The organism is Ectopseudomonas alcaliphila (assembly GCF_900101755.1).
GTDB lineage: Bacteria > Pseudomonadota > Gammaproteobacteria > Pseudomonadales > Pseudomonadaceae > Aquipseudomonas > Aquipseudomonas alcaliphila.
Map to the genome: position 1 here is coordinate 338,076 of NZ_FNAE01000004.1, position 17,876 is coordinate 355,951.

At 63.5% G+C, this 17,876-nt stretch carries 15 protein-coding genes; 3 read left to right on the plus strand and 12 right to left on the minus strand.

Going from position 1 to position 17,876, the window contains the following annotated elements:
* Positions 1–679: 679 nt before the first annotated feature.
* Positions 680–1,033 carry a BON domain-containing protein gene (locus tag BLR77_RS16015; RefSeq protein WP_074679483.1) on the plus strand — a complete coding sequence of 118 codons (354 nt, stop codon included), beginning with the start codon at positions 680–682 and terminating at the stop codon, positions 1,031–1,033.
* A gap of 57 nt (positions 1,034–1,090) precedes the next feature.
* Complete coding sequence (locus BLR77_RS16020; protein ID WP_013716987.1) at positions 1,091–1,288, plus strand: CsbD family protein; 198 nt, start codon at positions 1,091–1,093, stop codon at positions 1,286–1,288.
* Positions 1,289–1,504: 216 nt separating this feature from the next.
* On the opposite strand, the gene BLR77_RS16025 is transcribed toward BLR77_RS16020, so the two are convergent.
* The 7 genes from BLR77_RS16025 to BLR77_RS16055 form a co-directional block, all read right to left on the minus strand.
* Complete coding sequence (locus BLR77_RS16025) at positions 1,505–1,807, minus strand: DUF2845 domain-containing protein (protein WP_074679485.1); 303 nt, start codon at positions 1,805–1,807, stop codon at positions 1,505–1,507.
* A gap of 13 nt (positions 1,808–1,820) precedes the next feature.
* Positions 1,821–2,129: a DUF2845 domain-containing protein gene (locus BLR77_RS16030; RefSeq protein WP_074679487.1), complete on the minus strand. Its 309-nt coding sequence runs from the start codon at positions 2,127–2,129 to the stop codon at positions 1,821–1,823.
* The gene (locus BLR77_RS16035) at positions 2,126–5,008 is read right to left on the minus strand and encodes a DUF748 domain-containing protein (RefSeq protein WP_074679489.1); all 2,883 of its coding nucleotides are present in this window, start codon (positions 5,006–5,008) and stop codon (positions 2,126–2,128) included. The genes BLR77_RS16030 and BLR77_RS16035 overlap by 4 nt, the downstream gene beginning before the upstream one ends.
* Positions 5,009–5,110: 102 nt before the next feature.
* Positions 5,111–6,127: a class I SAM-dependent rRNA methyltransferase gene (locus tag BLR77_RS16040; protein WP_074679491.1), complete on the minus strand. Its 1,017-nt coding sequence runs from the start codon at positions 6,125–6,127 to the stop codon at positions 5,111–5,113.
* 100 nt (positions 6,128–6,227) lie between these two features.
* Positions 6,228–7,100 (minus strand): oxygenase MpaB family protein, encoded by an 873-nt coding sequence (locus tag BLR77_RS16045; RefSeq protein WP_074679493.1) that lies wholly within the window; start codon positions 7,098–7,100, stop codon positions 6,228–6,230.
* A gap of 79 nt (positions 7,101–7,179) precedes the next feature.
* The gene (gene acs, locus BLR77_RS16050) at positions 7,180–9,117 is read right to left on the minus strand and encodes an acetate--CoA ligase (protein ID WP_074679495.1); all 1,938 of its coding nucleotides are present in this window, start codon (positions 9,115–9,117) and stop codon (positions 7,180–7,182) included.
* Positions 9,118–9,243: 126 nt separating this feature from the next.
* A complete protein-coding gene (locus tag BLR77_RS16055; protein ID WP_074679497.1) occupies positions 9,244–10,629 on the minus strand; it encodes an aminotransferase-like domain-containing protein in 1,386 nt (461 codons plus the stop codon).
* A gap of 115 nt (positions 10,630–10,744) precedes the next feature.
* Between BLR77_RS16055 and BLR77_RS16060 the strand changes: the two genes are divergently transcribed.
* Positions 10,745–11,608 carry a DMT family transporter gene (locus BLR77_RS16060; protein WP_074679499.1) on the plus strand — a complete coding sequence of 288 codons (864 nt, stop codon included), beginning with the start codon at positions 10,745–10,747 and terminating at the stop codon, positions 11,606–11,608.
* Positions 11,609–11,679: 71 nt separating this feature from the next.
* Here BLR77_RS16060 and pgi read toward each other — a convergent pair whose 3' ends face one another.
* The 5 genes from pgi to BLR77_RS16085 all read right to left on the minus strand — a co-directional run bounded on the left by pgi (position 11,680) and on the right by BLR77_RS16085 (position 17,229).
* Positions 11,680–13,344, minus strand: coding sequence for a glucose-6-phosphate isomerase (gene pgi, locus BLR77_RS16065; protein ID WP_074679501.1), 1,665 nt, complete (start codon positions 13,342–13,344; stop codon positions 11,680–11,682).
* 80 nt (positions 13,345–13,424) lie between these two features.
* Positions 13,425–14,282, minus strand: a complete 858-nt coding sequence (gene panC / locus BLR77_RS16070) for a pantoate--beta-alanine ligase (protein ID WP_074679503.1) — start codon at positions 14,280–14,282, stop codon at positions 13,425–13,427.
* Positions 14,279–15,079 carry a 3-methyl-2-oxobutanoate hydroxymethyltransferase gene (gene panB, locus BLR77_RS16075; RefSeq protein ID WP_074679505.1) on the minus strand — a complete coding sequence of 267 codons (801 nt, stop codon included), beginning with the start codon at positions 15,077–15,079 and terminating at the stop codon, positions 14,279–14,281. Before panB ends, panC begins: the two co-directional genes overlap by 4 nt.
* 273 nt (positions 15,080–15,352) lie before the next feature.
* The gene (folK, locus tag BLR77_RS16080) at positions 15,353–15,841 is read right to left on the minus strand and encodes a 2-amino-4-hydroxy-6-hydroxymethyldihydropteridine diphosphokinase (RefSeq protein WP_074679507.1); all 489 of its coding nucleotides are present in this window, start codon (positions 15,839–15,841) and stop codon (positions 15,353–15,355) included.
* Positions 15,838–17,229, minus strand: coding sequence for a polynucleotide adenylyltransferase PcnB (locus BLR77_RS16085; protein ID WP_074679509.1), 1,392 nt, complete (start codon positions 17,227–17,229; stop codon positions 15,838–15,840). The genes folK and BLR77_RS16085 overlap by 4 nt, the downstream gene beginning before the upstream one ends.
* Between the last annotated feature and the right edge of the window lie 647 nt (positions 17,230–17,876).

A 17,876-nucleotide genomic window follows, 5' to 3' on the forward strand; every position in this document is an offset into this window, starting at 1 on the left:
GCATGGATGCGGCGAGAGGCTTAATGGGCCAGGGATGGCCCATGTAAGCCGGCACCCGGAGCAGCACCGGAGCGAGGGAAGTTTCGCGCAGCGAAACCCGGATGTCGGGGTGCCCTTCTTTGGCACACCTTTCTTGGGCAAGCAAGAAAGGTGTGGCGCCCGTAAGGGGCGCAACCCAAATGCTCAGCGCACGCGGTAACGGATAGTGCTAAGTCAGTAAGCGATACGCACACAAACTTGCCAGTCCGGTGTCAACTCGCACTTGCTCCAAACTATGCGAAAAGCCTTTTTGTGCTTGATCGGCAGGTTCTGCCGCTTGCACCGGAGACTTCCTGGGCGCGCATCGCGATCTGTACGCCGGTCACTGTTCATGCCATCAAGGGCCTGCAGCAGGCAGTTTCCGGCAGCGGCAGCGAGCCAATATCGTTTCATGCGTGCCTTTGATGCCCTCATGGGCCTGATCGAGTACATCAGTACTTCAAGATCATGCAAATTGCCCGGGGCTTTTCATCCAACTCGGCGAAATGCAATCAAAAGCATGGTTTGGTATTTTGTTAAGTTTTTGTTTTTAAAGGGAATATTTTATTTTTAAAACCTGGCACAGCCCCTGCAACAGTACTGGTGAACCTGCAGCCAGGAGATGGTTTGCAGATTGTCTGGAATGTACAGGAGTCGAATCATGAAACAGCCAATCAACCGTTTTGCCGCTACCACCCTGACCGCTGCCGTACTGAGCATGTCTCTGGCCTCGGCGGCCTTCGCTGCACAGCCGACCATGCTGGCGGCCAATGACACTGTGGATAAAGCCGAGCAGGCGGTATCCGACACCTGGATCACCAGCAAAGTGAAGTCCACCTTCGTTGCAGACTCGAACCTCAGCGCGCTGGACATCAAGGTCGAGACCAACCAGGGCGTGGTGTCTCTGTCCGGCACTGTTGCCACCGATGCCGAGCGTGATCTGGCTATCGCCAAGACCAAGGAAATCGAGGGTGTGCGTGACGTGTCCGCCGATGCCCTGAAAACCGCTGACTGATAGCCGAGCCGGCCGGGCTAGAGCCCGGCCTCACTTTCTGTCACTGGGAGAATGACCATGAATAGCGACATCATCAAAGGCAAATGGAAGCAGCTCAACGGTCGCATCAAGGAGCGTTGGGGCAACCTGACCGATGACGACCTGGACGTCGCCGAGGGCCACAGCGAATACCTGGCCGGCAAGCTGCAAGAACGTTACGGCTGGACCAAGGAAAAGGCCCAGCAAGAGCTGCGCGATTTCAGCGACAAGCTCTGAGCACGGATTGCCTGGCAAGGATGCCCATACGTACGGATAGCTTCAGAAACGGATGTCTCTCCGGCACGGATGGCTACAGGCAGGACGCCTGATCAGCACGGATAGCGACAAGCATGGAGGCGCGAAGGCCCCGCCGGTGTGACCGGCGGGGCCTTGATTTTTATGCAGGGCGCACGATGCGATCGTCACTGCGAGTGCGCTGCATGCAGCGCAGCATCAACTGCCGCGCTTGCTGCGGACCTCGGTCAGGCGCCCGCCTTCGAAACGCAGGAAGTGGTACATGCCGCTTTTCGGGCCATAGATCCACTCCTCGACACTCACCTCATTACGAAAACCGTAGCTGTCGACCACTTCCTTGTAACCGACAAAGTCGCGACTGGACGGCTCTCCACATTTGTTCAGCACCTCTGCGGTGGGCGCTGTCTTGCTGACCAGGGCACTACCGCAGCGGTAGGTGGAAGACGCCTCGGCCATCAGAGGCAGGCAGAGCAGGGTGAGCAGGCAGCTGATTTTGCGCATGAGAGCCTCCTGTTCAGCGTTCGCGCCGACGTTCGATGGCCGTCAGGCGGTTACCCTCGAAGCGCAGGATGCTGAGCATGCCGTTGCTCGGGCCGTATACCCACTCCTCGATCATGTACTCGCGGCGGTCATAGGAGCCCAGGGTGTAGCCGACCGGATCGCGGTGCACCGGCGCGCCACATTTGCGTTCGACCTCGAACGGACGGTCGCCGAGGCTGACTAGGGCGCTGCCGCAGCGTAGCGTGTCGGCCTGCGCGGTGGCGCTGAGCAGGCCGGCAGTCAGGGTGACAAGCGTGATGATGGATAAGCTGCGCATGATCATTGGCTGTCCAGGTGCAGAGTGGTGAGCACGCGGCCGTCGGCTTCGGGTTCACCCAGGTTGGCATCGATCAGGTAGACGCGTTCATCGTACAACCCGCCTTGTTCAACCAGATAATCCTTGATCGTTGCAGCGCGTTGCTGAGCCAGTTGGCGCAGCAACAGCTTGCTTTGAGCCCAGGAGTCCAACACCGCCGTGCGCATGTTCTGCTGGCGTTGCTCCTTGTCCAGTTCGGCCCATTCGGCCGGCGGCTGCTGCTTGAGGCGGGTGCGATAGATGCCTTCGAGCAGAGCGGCTTGTTCGTCTTCGGCGACCGTCAGCTCATCGGGACTGGCTGGCACCCGGTCACCACGGCGTTGCAGTACCTTGTACCAGGTTTCGCGAAATTCGCGCTGCAGACGCTGTTCGGCCAATAACGGGCCATCGGCACTCTGTGCGGCCTGGCCTTCCACCTCCAGGCGCAGATTGGGGCGTTCCCCGAGCGCTTTGGCCAGCGTGTCCAGGGCCTGGCGCGCGTCACCCTCCAGCTCTGCAGAGCCGGCGGCGAAGGGCACGGTGCTGAGGTCGACGTTACCGCCGCCGACCAGCCCGGCGATGAATTTGAACGGCGCCTGGGCTGTGCGCAGCACCAGGTTGCGCAGGGTCTGCCAGACGATGGGCATGACACTGAACTCGGGATTGTTGAGGTCGCCCTTGACCGGCAGCTCGATGGCGATGCGGCCCTGAGTGTCCTTGAGCAGGGCGACTGCCAGGCGAATCGGCAGGTCCACGGCGTCCGGGCTGTCGACTCGCTCGCCCAGTTGCAGGTTCTCCACCAGTACCTTGTTCTCGGCGTTGAGCTGGCCTTTCTCGATGCGGTAGTGCAGGTCGAGGTTGAGGCGGCCCTTGCGGATGCGATAACCGGCGAATTTGCCGGAGTAGGGCGTGATGGTGGTCAGCTCGACATTCTTGAAGCTGGTGGCGATATCCAGACTGTTGAGCGGATCGAAAGGCGTCAGCTTGCCCTTGATGCTCATCGGCGCGTAGCGGTCGACCTTACCCTGGATATCGACGCTGGCGGCTTGCGGCTTCTGATTGTCGAGTACGCCGATGCGCCCGTTCATCTGCTGAACGGCGGTGGCGAAGCTGGGGGTCAGGCTGAAGTCGGCGAAGTTGGCCGAGCCGTCATTGATGGCTACGCCACCGATGCGGATCGCCAGAGGCTTACCTGCATCGGCCTTGCTCTCGTTCGGCGACGCCGGCTGCGGCACGATCAGCTCGCTGACGTTGGTGGTCAGGTTCTCGTTGATCACGAAGCGTGCGTAGGGCTGATCCAGTTCGACGCGCTCGATGGCCAGACTTTGACCATGGCGATAGTCGATGCCGCCCACCCGTACCTGCTTCCAGCGCACGAAATCGCGTTCGCGCAGGGTGTCCAGGGTGTGCAGCTGATCGACCCTGGCGCTGCCGGTGACGCTGAGCGCCAGCGGCTCGGTGCTCTTGAGCTGCACGTCGAGATCACTGCCGAGCAGGCCGCTGCGCAGTTCCAGGCGAATGAAGGGGCTCAGATAGGCCTGCGCCAGGCGCAGATCGATGTCCTGCGTGGCGACCTTGAGTTGAGCGCTGGTTGGGCTCAGTTGTACGTTGCCGGCCGCCTGCAGCTTGCCCTGCTTGCCCAGGCCGGTGTCGAGCCTGAGGTCGAAAGGTTTGTCGCCGAGGCTGTCGAAGTTCTTCAGGTCGAGGTTCAGCGGGCCGACATCCACGGCCACTTCCTGCTGCGGTACACGGTCGGCCAGGTGAGCCTTGTAGTCGCGCAGCTGCACATCTTGCAGCAGCACTTGCCAGGGCTTGCTCTCGCCGGCCTGCTCCGTGGGTTCGGCAGCCTCGGGCTTGGCGCTTTCGGGTTTGGCGAACAGCTTCTGCCAGTCCAGTTGGCCGTCGGCTTCGCGCGCCGCCCAGGCCTCCAGGCCCTGGCTGCGCACCTGGCCGACCACCACCTGCTGCTTGGCCAGGTCGAGGCTGGTGTTGTCGATATCCAGGCGTTGCAGGCGTACCAGCGGTTTACCTTGCGGGTCGTCGATGGCAAAGGGGGCCAACTGCACCTTGATCTTGCTCAGTTGCAGCTCGGTACCGCTGGACAGGTCGAGGCGATAGTCGCTGCTTAAGTCGACCTGGCCTTCCTTGAGTACCAGTGGCAGTGCGTCGCGCACATAAGGCCAGAAGGTGCTCAGGCGGCCATCGCTGACGCTCAGGCTGCCGCTCGAGGTAATGGGCGTCAGGCTGACCTGACCGCGCCAGTCGATCTGCGCGCCGTGTGGTCCGCTGGCGGTCATGGTCATTTCGGCGTTGTCACCGGCCAGCGTGCTGAGGTTGTGCAGTTCCAGATCGAGCGCGTCATAGGCGAATTCCACGGCCTCACTCGGGCGCAGGTCCTGGAAGCGCAGTGACTTCTCACGCAGACGAATGCTGTCGATGCGCAGTGGGAAGGGCTCGCTGCTCTCGGCCTTGGGTTCTGCCTGGCTTTGCGGTAGACGGAACAGTTGGGTGAGATTGAGCGTGCCGTCTTTGCCGAACAGTATTTCGGTGCGCGCGCCGTTGAGCTCGACGTCGCTCAGGTGCAGGGCACCGCTCCACAGGCTGTCGCTCTGCAGGTTGGCGTAGAGGCGTTGGAAGCTCAGTTGCTCCTGGCCACTCTCGCCGATACTCAGGCCCCAGAGACTGAGCTCGAGACTGAAGGGGTTGAGCTGCACGCGCTGCAGCGAGGCCGGCACCGTGGCGTATTGCGCCAACTGCTGGTTGGCGATGCGCAGGGCGATGCCCGGCAGAATCAGAAAGCCGATCAGGCTATAGAGGAAAACGGCGATCAACAGTGCGCTTAACGCGCGCTTCAGTCCTTTGGGCATGGCTTGGCGTCATCTATCCAGACGAGGAGACGACTTGGAGTATGGCACGACGGTTCAGTTCCGGTCGTCATCGCTGCAGTCAGATTGCGCGTAAATCCCGGTTCAGAGCTGCAGGATCAGGGTTTTCAGCGGCGGCCTGGCGTCATGCGAAGGGAAGTCCGGCGCAGGGGCGATCACCTGGCAATCCTGCACCGGTCGGCCGAGCTTCTCGGCGCAGCGCAGCACCTGCGCGCGCCATTCACTCATCTCCACCTTCGCCAGATTGTTGCAGCACACCAGCGTGCCGCCCTCGGCAGTGGCCAGCAGCGCCGGTTTGAGCAGGCTCTGGTAGTCGCGCAGCAGGTCGACGGTGCCGAAGGCGCTTTTGGCCCAGGCCGGAGGGTCGAGGAAAACCAGGTCGAACTGGCGCGGTTGCAGGCGTGGGTAGTTCGGCAGTTTTTGCCCGCGTCGGCTGCTGATCGGTAGATCGGCCCACTGCCGGATCGCCGGGAAGTAGTCGGACTGGATGAACTGCATGGTTGGCAATTCGGGGTTGAGTGCGCCGTTCTCACGGCCCACGACGAGGTTGCCCTGGGCGAAGTCGAGGTTGGTCACCTCGCGCGCGCCGCCCGCCGCGGCGCACAGACCGACGCCGCAGGTATAGGCGAACAGGTTGAGCACGGACTTGCCGGCGCTGTTGGCCTTGACCCAGCCGCGGGCGTTGCGCAGGTCGAGAAACAGCAGCGGGTCCTGTCCGGCATGACGGCCGCGTACACGGTAGTTCAGCCCCCATTCGCGGCCGACCAGATCTTCCAGTGCTGCATCGTCGGCCTGGAACAGTGCCGGGTCGCGGTCGATCCGCGAGTTGCCCTTGGAGCGGTCGTTGTAGACCAACAGCAGCGGCTGCCCCAGATAGGTTTCGACGTTGCTGACGATGCTGTGCAGGTCGCTGGCTTCAAGCGGCTGATGAAAGCTCTGCACCAGCAGCTGCGGGCCGTAGCGGTCGACGGTCAGGCCTGGCGCGCCTTCCTGGCTACCGTGGAACAGGCGGTAGCAGTCGGTGCTTTGGGCATGCAGTTCGCCGAGCAGGTTTTCGCGAGCAGCGAGGGCGGCGCGCAGCGCCTGGTCAAGAGAAGGCATGCGCAGCGTCTCGGTGAAAGGAAGGCCGGCAGTTTATCAAGAAAAGCGCCAGGGTATGGCCGTAGGGCGGGTGTAACCCGCCTGCTCGATGGTGGCCGCCCTACAGGTGTGGGCTCAGACGACGGCGGGCGCGCTGCGCGGCGCTGTTGCGAATCGCCCAGCGCAGCAGTGTGGCGGTGCGGTGCACGCTGCTGCGAATCAGCGGACGGCGCCAGGTCGCTTGATGCTCGCCGAGCAGGTCGCTGGCCCAGTCCGGCAGCAGGTCCACGCCGGCCTGCATCATCAGATTACCGAAGGGCCTGGCGAGAATGTTGGGCATCGGTGCGGCATACAGCAGCCGCACCACTTCGCGGGTGCGCTCGTCGCAGAGCAACTGCGCACGCATGTGCTCGAGGTAGTCGCTGATGGCCTGGCGCGACTTGGGCACCTCCTGCGCGCCGAGGCGCTCGGCGATCAACGCCACTTCGCGGTAGTAGCGGTCTTGCTCGGCCACCGCCAGTTGCGGGTCGACGTAGCGCAGGTAGCCGGCGAGAAACTGGCTGACCTCGGAGACATGCACCCAGGTCAGCAGCTCGGGATCGCTGGCGGCATAGGGGCGACCGTCCGGCGCGCTGCCGACCACCTGCAGATGGATGCGGCGCACCTTGTCGATCAGTTGCTCGGCATCGTGCAGGCCGCCGTAGGTGGTGCCGGCGATGAACAGGCTGGTGCGGCGCAGGCGGCCGAGCATGTCCTGGCGAAAGGTGGAGTGGTCCCACACGCCGGCCAGCGCCAGCGGGTGGAGCATCTGCAGGAGCAGGGCGGAGATGCCGCCGACCATCATCGCGGTAAAGTCGGCATGGACCTTCCACACCATTGACTCGGGACCGAACAGGCCGGCATCACCGCGCGGCTGGTCGAGGTCGAGCACGCCCAGCGAGGCGCCGGTGAGGCTGTGTACCTGTTTTTCGATCTGACGACGTAGACTTTCCATGGCGCGCAGTTTCGGCGCTTGGCTAGCCCAAGGCAAGATACCGTCTTGCCCCGCTGGTGCGGGGCAAGAGGCGGGTGGATCAGCGATTGAGACGCTGATCGATCAGGCTGTCGACCACGCTCGGATCGGCCAGGGTCGAGGTGTCACCCATGTTCTCCAGCTCGTTGCAGGCGATCTTGCGCAGGATGCGCCGCATGATCTTGCCCGAGCGGGTCTTGGGCAGGCCCGGCGCCCACTGGATCAGCTCCGGCTTGGCGAAGCTGCCGATCTCCTTGCCGACCAGGGTCAGCAGCTCCTTCTTCAGTTCATCGGATGGCTCCTGGCCGTTCATCAGGGTGACATAGGCGTAGATGCCCTGGCCCTTGACGTCGTGCGGGTAGCCGACCACTGCCGCTTCGGCCACGGCATCGTGCAGCACCAGCGCGCTCTCCACCTCGGCGGTGCCGATGCGGTGGCCGGAGACGTTGATCACGTCATCCACGCGGCCGGTGATCCAGTAGTCGCCGTCCTCGTCGCGGCGTGCGCCGTCGCCGGTGAAGTAGTAACCGGGGTAGGGCTTGAAGTAGGTGTCGATCATGCGCTGATGATCGCCGTAGACACTGCGTATCTGGCTTGGCCAGCTGGCTTTGATCGCCAGCACGCCGCTGCCAGGGCCCTCGATCTCCTTGCCCTGCTCGTCGAGCAGCACTGGCTGTACGCCGAAGAAGGGGCGGGTGGCCGAGCCCGGTTTGAGGTCGGTGGCGCCGGGCAGCGGAGTGATCAGGATGGAGCCGGTCTCGGTCTGCCACCAGGTGTCGACGATGGGGCAGCGCATGTCGCCGACCACGTGGAAATACCATTCCCAGGCTTCGGGGTTGATCGGTTCGCCCACCGTGCCGAGCAGGCGCAGGCTGCTGCGCGAGGTGCTCTTGACCGGCCCTTCACCCTCGCGCATCAGCGCGCGCAGGGCCGTGGGGGCGGTGTAGAAGGTGTTGACCTGATGCTTGTCGATCACCTGCCAGAAGCGCGAGGCGTCCGGGTAGTTGGGCACGCCTTCGAACATCAGCGTGGTGGCGGCGTTGGCCAGCGGGCCGTAGACGATGTAGCTGTGCCCGGTGACCCAACCGACATCGGCGGTGCACCAGTAGATGTCGCCCTCGTGGTAGTCGAACACGTACTTGTGGGTCATCGCCGCGCCGAGCAGGTAACCGCCGGTGGTGTGCAGCACGCCCTTGGGTTTGCCGGTGCTGCCCGAGGTGTAGAGGATGAACAACGGATCCTCGGCGTCCATCGGCTCGGCCGGGCAATCCGCGCTGACGTCCTTGAGCGCCTGGTGGTACCAGATGTCGCGGCCTTCCACCCAGGCGACGTCGCCCTGGGTGCGCTCGACCACTACCACGGTGGACACGTCCGGGCAGCTCTGCAGCGCCTTGTCGACGTTGTTCTTCAGCGCAACGTACTTGCCGCCGCGCACGCCTTCATCGGCGGTGATCACCGTGCGGCAGTCGGCATCGAGAATGCGGTCACGCAGGGCATCGGGCGAGAAACCGCCGAACACCACCGAATGCACGGCGCCGATGCGTGCGCAGGCGAGCATGGCGTAGGCCGCTTCGGGGATCATCGGCATGTAGATGCACACCCGGTCGCCTTTCTTCACACCACGGCTCTTGAGCACGTTGGCCAGGCGGCTGACGTTGTGGTGCAGCTTGTTGTAGGTGATGTGCGCCGACTCGGCCGGGTTGTCGCCTTCCCAGATGATCGCGATCTGTTCGCCGCGCTGTTCCAGGTGGCGGTCGATGCAGTTGTAGGCAACGTTGAGCTGGCCGCCCTTGAACCACTCGGCGCGGCCCTGTTTCAGGTCGCTGGAGTGCACCTGATCCCAGGGCTTGAACCACTGAAGAAAGGCCTTGGCCTGCTCGGCCCAGAAGGTTTCGGGTTGCTCGACGGACTGCTGGTACAGGCGCAAATAGGCGTCATTATCCAGGTGTGCACGCTGGCGCACGGCATCTTGCACGGGATGGCGAGTGATCTCGAACATGGCGGGCTCCTTGTAATTGTTTGTCCGCAACAATCACAAGGGTGCACCCTAGCGGGCGCTTGGTTCAAGGGGCGGTTGCGCCATGGCGCACCGCGCCCACACCGGCAGCAGCCATGGTGGCGCCTGTTATCTGCCTTCCAGCGCCCGGCCCAGCACCTCGAAGATCCGCTCATCGGCAGATTGCGCGACGTTGAAGCGCATGAACTCGCCTGCGTCTGGGGATTGGCTGAAGGCGTTGCCCGGCGCCAGTATCACGCCATCGGTTAGGCAGGCGCGGGCGATGTCAGCGGCGTCGCTGCCGGGCGGTAACCGGCACCAGAGGAACATCCCGGCCTGAGGAACCAGCCACGGCCGGATGTCGAGCGATTCGAGCCGCACAATGGTCCTCTGCATCTGACTTGCCAGGCGTAGGCGCAGCGCTTCCAGATGTTTGCGGTAGCCGCTGTCGGTCAGGGCGATCAGCAGCGCCTCGGACGCCAGCCTGCCGCCGCCGAAGGTGGTGGCGATCTTCAGATCGGCAAGGCTTTCTATCCAGTCGCCGCGCGTGGCGATATAGCCGCAGCGCAGCGACGCGGAGATGGTCTTGGAGAAGCTGCCGATGTGGATGACCCGCTCCAGTCCGTCGAAGGCCGCCAATCTGGGTGCAGCACTAGTCTCGAAGTCGGCGAAGATGTCGTCTTCCACGATCACCAGGTTCGAGGTGTCGGCCAGCTTCAGCAGCCGGTGCGCCGTTACGGGAGAAAGGCTCGCGCCGGTGGGATTGTGGATGCCGGAGTTGGTGATGTAGAGCCGGGGCGAGTGCTCCCGCAGCGCGGCCTCGAAGCAGGAGACATCCGGCCCGTGCGGCGTGTAGGGCACGCCCACGACCTGCACGCGGTGCGCCTTGAGCAGGGCGTGGAAGTTGAAGTAGCAGGGATCGTCCACCAGCACCTTATCGCCTGGTGACAACAGAAAGCGGCAGATCAGGTCGATCGCATGGGTTCCCGATTCGGCAAGCATGATCTGATCTGGCCGTGCATCGACGCCGATGCCGTGCAGGCGCCGCGAGAGCAGCCGGCGCAGCTCCGGATGGCCCAGCGGCGTGGCGTACTCGGTCAGTTCAGGTGTATCGGCCCGCGCCAGTGTACGCAGGGCGCGGCGTACACCGGCCTCGTACAGCCAGTCAGCGGGCAGCCAGCCGCAACCCGGCTTGAGTACCGCAGCCTCTATCTCCAGCGACTGGCGTGATACCCACAGCGGGTCGACCTCCCTGTCCAATCGCGGGCCAAGCTGCGTGAGCGCAAGCGGCGCGACCGGCCCGGCCACATAGAAACCCGAGCCCGGGCGCGAGGTGATGATGTTCTCGGCAGCCAGCCGTTCGTAGGCCTCGACCACTGTCGACACCGAAACCTGCATCGCCCGGGCCTGCGCCCGCACGGAAGGCAGCCGGGTGCCTGGCAGACAGGTGCGCGAGACGATCCGTGAACGGATCTCTGCCATCACCGCCTGGATTCGTGTTCCGCTTCGTGCCATATCGAAACCGTGCTGGATACTAATGCATAACAGTTCTTTTAAATCGTATTGGATCGTGCCTGTCTCGTAGTCTCCCGGCAAGTGTCTACTGGCACTGTTGAAGAAGGAGTCCGGAATGGAAAGAACAACCAGTGGCTGGATCAATGGTTTCATCGGTGTGGCGATCTTTGCCGGCTCGCTGCCTGCGACCCGCGTCGCTGTGGCCGACTTCTCGCCCGTCTTCCTCACTGGCGTTCGGGCGACCATTGCCGCGCTGCTGGGGCTGGCGCTGCTGCTGGCCTTCCGGCAGGCGCGGCCCAGCGGCTCCGATATCCCGGCGCTGGTGGTGACGGCCCTGGGCGTCGTGGTCGGGTTTCCGCTGCTGACGGCGCTGGCGCTGCAGCATGTAACCTCGGCGCACTCGATCGTGTTCGTGGGGATACTGCCGCTGTGCACCGCCATCTTTGCCGTGCTCCGCGCTGGCGAGCGCCCGCGGCCGGTGTTCTGGCTGTTCTCGTTGGCCGGTGCCAGCTTTGTTGTCGGTTATGCCGCCCAGGGAGGCATCGAGGCTTCGCTGCAGGGGGATCTGCTGATGCTGGCGGCCGTGGTGGTGTGCGGCCTGGGGTATGCCGAAGGCGCACGCTTGTCCCGTACGCTCGGTGGCTGGCAGGTGATCTGCTGGGCGCTGGTGGTGTCGCTACCGGTCATGCTGCCACTGATGATACTGAGCATGCCTCTATCACTGAGCGGGATCCGGGGGCCGGCCTGGGCCGGCCTGGCCTACGTTTCGCTGTTCAGCATGCTGATCGGCTTCGTGTTCTGGTACCGCGGCCTGGTGCAAGGCGGAATCGCGGCCGTGGGGCAACTGCAGCTGTTTCAGCCCTTCATGGGGCTGGGACTGGCGGCGCTGCTGCTGCATGAGGCTGTCAGCTGGACGATGCTGGTAGCGACACTGGGCGCCGTGATCTGCGTGGCCGGTGCCAAGCGACACGCCGGGTGATTGGCACCGGGGCTGCCTGCGCCCGGCCGTGAAGGCGAGCGCACGCTTGAGGGCCGGCCCCGTCCGCGCCGCTAGCCGCGATGCTGCGAACGGAAGTGCTCGATCAGGCCCTGGGTGGAGGCGTCACTGGCCGGCTCACTGCTGGCGCCGGTGAGGCGCTGATAGACCTCCTTACCCATTTCCTTGCCCAGTTCCACGCCCCACTGGTCGAAGGCGTTGATGCCCCAGATGGCGCTCTGCACGAACACCTTGTGCTCGTACAGCGCCACCAGCGCGCCGAGGTTGAACGGTGCGATGCGGTTCATCACCAGGATGTTGCTCGGTCGGTTGCCGGGGATCACCTTGTGCGGTGCCAGGCGCTGCACCTCGTCTTCGCTCAGCCCCTTGGCACGCAGTTCGGCTTCGGCCTCTTCGCGCGTCTTGCCCTGCATCAGCGCCTGGGCCTGCGACAGGCAGTTGGCGAACAGCCACTGGTGATGGTCGGCGAGCGGGTTGTAGCTGTTGACCGGGACGATGAAGTCCGCCGGCACCAGCAGGCGGCCCTGGTGCAGCAACTGGTGGTAGGCGTGCTGACCGTTGCAGCCGACGCCGCCCCAGATGATCGGGCCGGTGGCGATGTCCAGCGGCGTACCGTCCTGACGCACGCTCTTGCCGTTGGACTCCATGTCCAGTTGCTGCAGGTGCTTGGTGAAATTACGCAGGTAATGGTCGTAGGGCAGAATCGCGTGGCTCTGCGCGCCCCAGAAATTGGTGTACCAGATGCCCAGCAGGGCCATCAGCACCGGCATGTTCTCGGCCAGTGGCGCCTGGGTGAAGTGCTCGTCCATGGCGTAGGCGCCGGCCAGCAGCTCCTTGAAGTTGGACACGCCGATGGCCAGGGCGATGGGCAGACCGATGGCCGACCACAGCGAATAGCGGCCGCCGACCCAGTCCCACATGGGAAAGATGTTCTCTTCGCCGATACCGAACTCGATGGCGGCCTTGCGGTTGCTGGTCACGGCGATGAAATGGCGGTGCAGTTGCTCTTCCGGGCCGCCCATGGCCAGGTACCAGTCGCGCGCGGCCAGGGTGTTCTTGAGGGTTTCCAGAGTGCCGAAGGACTTGCTGGAGACGATGAACAGCGTGGTTTCCGGATCGAGGCGGGCAGTCAGTTCGCGGAACTCGCTGCCGTCGATATTGGCCAGGTAGTGACAGCGCACACCGCGTTGCGTGAACGGGCGCAGCGCTTCGGAAACCAGTTGCGGGCCGAGGAAGGAACCGCCAATGCCGATGTTCACCACTTCCTTGATCGGTTTTTCACTGTAGCCGCGCCACAGGCCGCTATGAATGCGACTGACCAGCTCGGTGACCTGATTCAGGACGCGATGGACCTCGGGGATGATGTCGTTGCCGTCGACCAGCAGGCGGCGGCCGATCGGGCTGCGCAGGGCCGTGTGCAGCGCGGCGCGGCCTTCCGAAGCATTGACCTGCTCACCGTTGTACAGGTTGGCGATGGACTCTTGCAGGCCGGCCTGCTCGGCCAGTTGAATAAGCAACTCGAGGCCGCGCTCATCGATCAGGTTTTTCGAGTAATCCAGCAGCAGGCCGCAGCTGTCGAGGGAAAAACGCTGGTAGCGCCTTGTGTCCGCCGCGAAGGCCTCGCGCATGCTGAAACCGGCCATCTCGGCGCGATGCTGCTGCAGGGCCTGCCAGGCGGGCAGGGTGGTGACGTCTTGAGGCTGCTGGTAATAGGCCATCGGAGCTCCTGATCCACAAAAGCAAAAGGCCCGGATCGATCCGGGCCTTTGAGAGTGTAACCGCCTGCCTTTGCAGGCAGCTACTGGTGTGGCAGCTCAACCACCAGATTGTCGATCAGGCGGGTATTACCTAGCTGCGCAGCGGTCAGAATCACCAGGTGCTGGTCGTCGAGCTGTGCCGGGCGCAGATTCAGCGCGTTGCGAATCTCCAGGTAGTCGGGCACGAAACCAGCGGCACGCTGCTGCGCCTGGGTACTGTCGATAAGCCGCGGGTAGTCGCGGGCACCACGGCGCAGTTCTTCGGCAATCGTTTGCAGACCTCGATACAGCGCTGGTGCGGCGGCCCGTTGTTCGTCGCTGAGGTAGCCGTTGCGCGAGGACAGGGCAAGGCCGTCCTCGGCGCGTTGAGTCGGCGCACCGATGATCTGGATCGGCATGTTCAGGTCCTGCACCAGCGCGCGGATCACCGCCAGTTGCTGATAGTCCTTCTCGCCGAACACGGCCAGATCAGGCTGGACCATGTTGAACAGCTTGGTCACCACCGTCGCCACACCTTCGAAATGCCCCGGACGGCTGGCGCCGCAGAGGCCTTCGGAAACACCGGGAACGCTGACGCGGGTCTGGTCACCCATGCCGTGCGGGTAGATTTCCGCGACATCGGGGTGAAACAGCAGGTGGCAGCCGGCTGCCAGCAGTTTTTCCTGGTCGGCGGCGAGGGTACGCGGATACGTGTCCAGATCTTCACCGGCGCCGAACTGCAGAGGGTTGACGAAGATGCTGGCGACGACGAAGTCGGCGCGTTGGGCGGCGATTTCCACCAGCGACACGTGACCCGCGTGCAGATTGCCCATGGTCGGGACGAAACCGATCTGCTTGCCCTCGGCCCGTGCCTGGGCGACGGCTGCGCGCAACTCGCGCAGGGTTTTCACCGTGTTCATGCGGAAAAACCATGTTCGGCGGCGGGGAAGCTACCGTCCTTGACTGCCTGTACATAAGCGCTGAAAGCACCCTGAATGCTGCCTTGGCCTTCCATGAAGTTGCGCACGAACTTCGGTGCGCGGCCCGATAGCGACAGCCCGAGCATGTCGTGTTGCACCAGCACCTGGCCATCGGTGGCGCTGCCGGCGCCGATGCCTATCACCGGAATCTTCACCGCCTGGGTGATTTCTGCGGCCAGTTCGCTCGGCACGCATTCGAGCAGCAGCATGGCTGCGCCGGCTTGTTCCAGGGCCATGGCATCGGCGCGCATCTGTCGCGCCTGCGCTTCCTGACGGCCCTGCACCTTGTAGCCGCCGAGGATGTTCACCGCTTGCGGGGTCAGACCCAGGTGCGCGCACACCGGTACGCCACGCTCCGCCAGCAGACGGATCGGCTCGGCCAGCCAGCCGGCGCCTTCCAGTTTGACCATGTGGGCGCCGGCCTGCATCAGCTTGGCGCTGTTGTTCAGGGCCTGCTCGGTGGTGGCATACGCCATGAACGGCAGGTCGGTGACGATCAGTGCGCCCTGGTTGCCGCGTTTGACGCAGGCAGTGTGGTAAGCCATTTCCTCGACGCTGACCGGCAGGGTGCTGTCGTGGCCCTGCAGGACCATGCCCAGGGAGTCGCCGACCAGCAACACGTCGACACCCGCCTGGCAGGCCGCATGGGCGTAGGTGGCGTCATAGCAGGTCAGCATGGCGATCTTTTCACCGTTCTGCTTGAGGCTCTGCAGGGTGGTCAGGGTAACGTCAGGCATTTCAAAGGTCCTCGCTCAGGCTCGGTATACCGCTTCTATCTGGCTGCAATCCGGCCTGGATTGGCATCAAAGGTGCGCCCGGCGCAGGGCGACGGGACGCCTATAGTCCTGATGGGGGGGCGTGAAGTCAATTGCAGGTGTTACCGCTCTGTTACTGGCGTTACCGCCAATGCGCGGTATGTCGGGTTGCGCAAGGGACCGCCCTGTGGGAGGCGCTTTGGCGGCGCGCCTGTCGGGGCGCGGCTCAAGCCCCTCCCGCAGAGGCCGGCTGGGCTACTCGGCCAGGCGTTCCAGCCCGGTAAAGGGGCAGGTTTCCAGCAATGCATCGAGGCTGCGACCGTCCGGCAGTTGCAGCTCGGCGGCCAGTTCGGCCAGTGGATAGAGCACGAAGGGGCGTGCCTGCATGTGGTAGTGCGGGACGGTCAGACGCTCATCGTCGATCAGACGCTGACCGAACAGCAGGATGTCCAGATCCAGTGTGCGCGGCCCCCAGCGCTCGGCCTTGCGCACGCGGCCTTGCTCCTGCTCGATGCGTTGCAGCCCATCGAGCAGCTGCCAGGGCTCCAGCTCGGTATCCAGCGCCGCCACGGCGTTGACGTAGCGCGGTTGATCAGTCGGGCCAAGGGGGTCGCTGCTGTAGAACGACGAATGCGCCTGCAATTGGCTGTGCGGCAACTGCGCGATGGCATGCAAGGCCGCGCGCAGCTGTTGCAGCGGTTCGGCAAGGTTGCTGCCAAGACCGATATAAACCCGCTCCATCATTCGCCGCTGCTTTCGTCGCTGCGCTTACGGCGATTGTTGCTGCGGCGACGTTTGCGTGGCGCGTTGCCGGTGCTTTCGCCTTTGCCGGCGAGGTCGCGAATCATCTGCCGACGCTCGCTGTCGTTGGCGTCCTGATAGTCCGTCCACCATTCGCCCAGGCCACCGGTGTCTTCCCCGGCCAGTTCGCGCAGCAGGAGGAAGTCGTAGCCGGCGCGGAAACGCGGGTTTTCCAGCAACAGGTCGGCGCGTTTACCGCTGCGGCGCGGCAGGCGTTCCTGCATGTCCCAGATCTCGCGAATCGGGATGGTGAAACGCTTGGGTACGGCAATGCGCTGGCACTGCTCGGCGATCAGCTCATGGGCGGCTTCCTGCATGGCCGGAATCGGCGGCATGCCCTTGTTCTGCAGTTGCAGCACCCGGGCCGGCAGCGCAGGCCACAGTAGCGCAGCGAAGAGGAAGGCCGGCGTGACCGACTTGCCATCGTGGATGCGGTCGTCGGTGTTGATCAGCGCCTGACGAATCAGCTTCTCGGTGTACTGCGGATTCTGCTTGAGCGCTGCGCCGCTGGCCGGGAACAGCTGGGCGAACAGGTCGTGCTCGAGCAGCAGGTCGAAGGTGTATTCGGCGTAACCGGCGAGGAACAGCTTGAGCACTTCGTCGAACAGACGCGCCGAGGGAATGTCGCGCAGCATCGGCGCCAGACGGCGAATCGGCGCGGCGCTGTGCTTCTCGATCTCGAAGTCGAGCTTGGCGGCGAAACGCACCGCACGCAGCATGCGCACCGGGTCTTCCAGGTAACGCTGTTCCGGGTCACCGATCAGGCGCACCAGATGGTTGCGCACATCGTGCATGCCACGGGCGTAGTCGAGGATATGTTCCTGGGTCGGATCGTAGTACAGCGCATTGATGGTGAAGTCGCGGCGCTGGGCATCGTCTTCCAGGGTGCCGTAGACGTTGTCGCGCAGAATGCGGCCGCTCTCGTGGCGAGACGCCAGATTGCTGTTTTCTTCCTCGTCACCCTGAGGGTGATTGGCGCGGAAGGTGGCCACTTCGATGATCTCGCGACCAAAATGCACGTGTACCAGCTTGAAGCGGCGGCCGATCACCCGTGCGTTACGGAATTCGGCACGCACCTGCTCGGGCGTGGCGCTGGTGGCCACGTCGAAATCCTTGGGGTCGATATCCAGCAACAGGTCGCGTACGCAGCCGCCGACCAGATAGGCCTGGTAGCCGGCCTTCTGCAGGCGCTCGACCACGCTGATGGCGTGACGGCTGATCTCGTTGCGTTTGAGCGGGTGTTGACTACTGCTCAGCACTTCGGGAGTGCTGCGTGGGCGTGGGGCACGGCGCAGAGGTGAGTGGAAAGATTTGAACAGCTTTTTCAGCATGGGATGCACTGTTTGGAGTAGTGGCCGGCCTGCTGCGCATGCGCTTGAAAATCGAATTGCGTGGGCATCACGGCGTTAAAGGCAGTTTGCTTCGGCAAGGTTTTTCAACTGCATGCGAAACGATGACCGCATGATTGCTGCGGATTCTAGCATCGTGTCGGGAGAAGGTGTGTAGAAGGGCGGCAGGCGGGGATCCGGGGAGCGGAAGCTACTGGGGGAGCCGAAGCTCCCCCCTAAATTGGTGCGTGCTCTGTTTTTATTGTTATTGAGGGCCTGTTGTTTTTGTTGTTCGGCCCTTCCCGGTTTGCCGTGGCTTACCGGGTGCTCCCCAGAGAGGGGAGCCAATAGCAAACGGATTTCTTTGGACGCTGATGCTGCCTTAATCAACCAGTTCCGGCGCTGCCTCGAGGCAGTTTTATTGTTCTCAGTCTGGTCGCTGGGGCGAACCCCTTGCGGCAACTCCTCTCCAAAAGAATCAGTTAGCTGCGCCTCCGTACCTTGTTGTTTTTGTTGTTCTGGAGTCGTTACGTCTTGTTCTTATTGTGTAGGGCATTGCTTGTTATTGTTGTTGTGCCAGAGATAAAGCAGATGCCGTGCCAGTTTTTACGATTCCTTGTAAATCAAGGTCTTGCGGCATTCAAGGGGGT